The organism is Cupriavidus sp. KB_39 (genome assembly GCF_052114485.1).
GTDB lineage: Bacteria > Pseudomonadota > Gammaproteobacteria > Burkholderiales > Burkholderiaceae > Cupriavidus.
Genome location: NZ_JBFREV010000092.1, coordinates 1 through 3,263 on the forward strand (window position 1 = coordinate 1; position 3,263 = coordinate 3,263).

3 protein-coding genes and 1 pseudogene are annotated in these 3,263 nt (G+C 62.8%); all 4 read right to left on the reverse strand.

What is annotated here, in order from left to right:
- A partial coding sequence (locus AB4Z27_RS28565) for an ImcF-related family protein (protein WP_441645921.1) occupies positions 1-1,392 on the reverse strand: 1,392 nt, incomplete at its 3' end.
- Complete coding sequence (locus AB4Z27_RS28570) at positions 1,389-2,615, reverse strand: hypothetical protein (RefSeq protein ID WP_441645922.1); 1,227 nt, start codon at positions 2,613-2,615, stop codon at positions 1,389-1,391. The genes AB4Z27_RS28570 and AB4Z27_RS28565, both read right to left, overlap by 4 nt.
- 2 nt (positions 2,616-2,617) lie before the next feature.
- Positions 2,618-2,878 carry a PAAR domain-containing protein gene (locus AB4Z27_RS28575; RefSeq protein ID WP_149138285.1) on the reverse strand — a complete coding sequence of 87 codons (261 nt, stop codon included), beginning with the start codon at positions 2,876-2,878 and terminating at the stop codon, positions 2,618-2,620.
- A pseudogene (locus tag AB4Z27_RS28580) lies at positions 2,875-3,263 on the reverse strand (hypothetical protein); the annotation flags it as partial. The gene AB4Z27_RS28575 and the pseudogene AB4Z27_RS28580, both read right to left, overlap by 4 nt.

Sequence of the window (3,263 nt, forward strand, 5' to 3'; positions counted from 1 at the left end):
GAGATCGACGAGCACATCCTCCAGATCCTGCTGAATCGGACTGACGAGAAGCTCGCGGCTGGCCGCCGCATAGGGCTTCCACATGGCCGCAAGCAGGGCGGCGTCGCGGTTCAGGCCGAAGCGGGTGGTGAGCGGCGCGTGATGACCGGCGCGGGGTTCGTAGCGTGCGATCTGGTGTTGCAGAGTGAGGAGCGAGCGCAGGCGCCCGGCTGGACTGGGTGCGGCAGCATTGGCATCGATAGCCGACTGCGCGGCGTGGATATTGCGGGCGTTCTGGAAGCCGGACAGCAGCATCCCGGCGGTCCATAGCCCGATGGCGCCGAGGGCGATGGTCGAACACACGGTGACAGGATGAAAGCCCACGCGCCGGCCGCGGTGGCGGCGGGCGGAATCGGCGATGTGTTGCCAGAGGGGGAGAGTGGAACTGGTATATGCCTCCCCGTCTTTCGCGTCAGCCGGTAGCGGAGCGAACACGAACCCCGCCAATGCAGAGCGTCCGCCATGGGTGCCGCCAAGTTTTCCCGCCCAGTCGGCGAGCGTCTTGATCCGCGCATCGAGCCGCTGAGACAACTCCGCAAGGTAACGGTCACCGGGGACTGCGCTCAATCGCTCGGTACCGCGCCGGGCAAGACGATCGCGGAGATGCGCAAGGGCGACCTCCACGGCGGTGGCACTCGGATCAAAGCGTAACTCGCAACCGACGACAGGTACATTCCCGCTGCCGGATGTCTCTGCGCCGCCGACCTCGAGAACGAAAACCGGGGCGGACCAGCGCAGGGCTTCGGCGATATGCGAAAGATCCGTCCCCCGTGTCGCGAGATCGCCATGCTGATTTCGTGCGGCGGTTTCACCGTTGGAAACAAGAACCACCGCGTCCACTGGGCCGCGTCGGTGCAACGTTCGCAGTTGGCGCAGGTACGCAGCGTCCACGCTCCCATTTTCGCCGTTGGCGGCTCGGATGAGAACCGAGTTAGCCCCCGTCGCAAATGTGCCCGTGGCCATGATTTCAGGAAGCAGTTTTACCATCGTCCTGTCGTCGCCGCATAGCAGTATTCGAGGGGAACGGCGTTGCCAGAAGGCGCCATCGTTGGCGCGCAGGCTATCCCGCAGCGAGGGGTGCGCCGGAACGCCTTCTGCATTGGCCATCTTGCCACCGGCATCTGGTAGCGTCGCCCCCGCCTCCTTTCGAAGACGAACGGCAGCAACCCTTGATCGAAGGATAACGACCGCAATCAGCAACACAACGAGCGCCGTCCCCGCTGCCAAGGCTTTCCAGTTGTTGCGTACCCAGGCTTCGATCTCGCTGACTTCGAAGAAGAGGAAGAAAAATCCGCCGACCAAGATCGTGACTGCGATCAACACGAGCGCGATTGCGAAGTATGTAATGTTCATGGCGTCTCTGCGCTGGGTTCAGGTGGATCAATACGTCCCATTACGATCCCGTTCCGGTTGCGAGCCGCGAAGAACTGTGCTGTCTGCTGCAGTTCCGCCGCGATACATGCGGCCGCCAGCGCTTGCCATTCGCATAGCCCGCCGCACGGACCCGAGAACGTGTCGATTGAAATCGCCTGGTTCGGATTCTCCGGCAACACCTCCAGCTTGAGTCGAACCAAAGGATGCGCCAGCAGCCTGTTTGTGGCGTTTGTGTCCAGGCCGCAAAGCCACCAGCGGGCGAGGGGTGGGACTGGACCCTGGGTTCCCAGCAGCGTTTCGAGGTCTGTCTCGAGGTTCTCCAATGACGTTTGCATCGGCCGGCGAAGCCATGCGGCCGGTGCAGCGCCGGCTGCGCGCGCTGTGATGTCAGTCGCGAGGGTCATGCCCACTCCCCCCTCCGACACGGTGCCCTCGTCCCCGTCGCCCCATAGCTGCGTGGCCATGAACAGGCCGCAACGCTTGGGGGCTTCCGTGGACCAGTGCGCGAACAGACCTATGACGGATGCATCCACGGCTTCCTTGGGCGGTTCACCATGGAAAGGGTCCAAGCTGGCTCCGTCGAGCAGTTCGGCCATTTGAGGTCCGGCGTTCGTGGTGGCATGGTCTGTCATGCTTACCCCAACGATCTCCACCGAACCCTTTACGCCCGCGTGGACGTTGTAGGCCGATCCGCGGACCTCTTGTAGCAACAGGATGAACAGCCCTTTCTCTCGGACTGAAAACGGATCGCGCTTGTCAAGGTCTTGGATTTGTCTGGGAACGCCGGGACTGGGTTCCAATCGCGGTGCATCGACAATCATGTCGTGGATAAGATCCGCTTCAGAAACTCTTTCGGTGTCAGGCAACATCAGCACGACGTCGAGCACCGCGAGTCGCTGGTTTCCCCAGGCACGCCATTGCGCGAGCGAGTGCTCCTGGATACTCGTCATGAGGGTGGCCTTGCCACTGGCATTGCCGTAGACCAGGAGCCGAACGCCGAATGCCGCCATCCACGCAAGCGCAGGTATGCCGGCAATACCAAGCCAGAAGCGCAGGCCTGACGCCGGACGGCCTTCTGGCCATAGCCATGCCGTGGCGAGCGCGCCGGCAGCAAGGAACAAGACCAGGAGCGCAAGCCATAAGCGGGCGCGAGGAAGGCCGGGTGTGGCGATGGGCGCGAATGCAGGAATTGGCCAGGTCATGGTCATTCTCCGAACCCGGTAGTACTGGATAACAACCGGCATCCGCATCCGGCAATGAATCCGTGCAACGCAACCTGCCGGTTGCCGCAATAGATCTGGCTCGCGCCGGGCAGGATGGCGCTCTTTCCATGGCTGGGCAGCGAGCAATTGACCACATCGCCGACCAGGGCAACAGGGCGGCCGTCGATGACGATCTCTCCGCTTGCGCTCTCGACATAGCCGTCCTGATCGGTACGGTCATGCAGGCGAATGGCGCCTCTCATGGTTGACCTCCCGGGATGACATCGTTCGAGGTCCTTGCGCCGTACCCCTTGCCCAGCGCCGTGACCTCAGGCAGGGCCGGCACGGTGGCACGCAGGCGCAGGCTGTTGAGGATGGTGCGGAAGCGCGGTTCGCTTTGCGCAAACGGTGGCGGGTCGCTTGGCAGTTCATCCGCCTGGTTGCGCGCGAAGGTGCGCATCTTGAGGCCAAGCCATGGCAGGGCCTGGGAGTTCATCTGGCCGTCAGAGCCGACGTACAGCGTGTACACCTCATAAGGTGGACGATTGAGGATCCGCTCCAGCTGTTCGTCATCGTAGCTTTGATGCGCGTTGTACTTCTCCATCTCGTCGGCACCGTTATTGCGTACGACCACGCCGGTCTCGAATG